This is a genomic window from Olsenella profusa, from assembly GCF_016900315.1.
GTDB lineage: Bacteria > Actinomycetota > Coriobacteriia > Coriobacteriales > Atopobiaceae > Thermophilibacter > Thermophilibacter profusus_A.
Genome location: NZ_JACSNQ010000052.1, coordinates 1 through 431 on the forward strand (window position 1 = coordinate 1; position 431 = coordinate 431).

Here is a 431-nt window from a genome sequence, read left to right on the forward strand (position 1 = left end):
GATGGAGACGGATTCTCAGAATTGGGAAAACTCAATATGAATACTTTCGGGTTGCGGGCTTATTATCGTCCCACTCAGTTCAGCCGTATCAGTCTGGAATATCACACGACGAATGAATTCCGTCGTGGGGGTAACAAGTTTGACTTGCAGCCGCATGAAACGGACATCACGGAGCAGACCAAGCACATCATCAATAGTGGAGGCTTGACCTACGACGTGTTTTTTAACGAGTACAAACATAAGCTTTCGGTCTATGGTTCGGCTCAGCATATTGACCGTACCAGCTAGTATGGTGCAGGTGGCGACCCGAATGCCTACGGAAAGACCAAGGACCTGACTGCCGTGGGAGGAGCTATGTATGTAGGCAATATGGATAACTGTCTATTTTCGCCGGCTACCTTTACGGGCGGAGTGGAATACCAGTATAATTC

At 48.3% G+C, this 431-nt stretch carries 1 protein-coding gene; it reads left to right on the plus strand.

The annotated features are described in order from the left end of the window. The coding region (locus tag H9X80_RS08985) for a hypothetical protein (protein ID WP_204794002.1) at positions 1 to 288 on the plus strand (288 nt) is incomplete at its 5' end. Positions 289 to 431 lie beyond the last annotated feature (143 nt).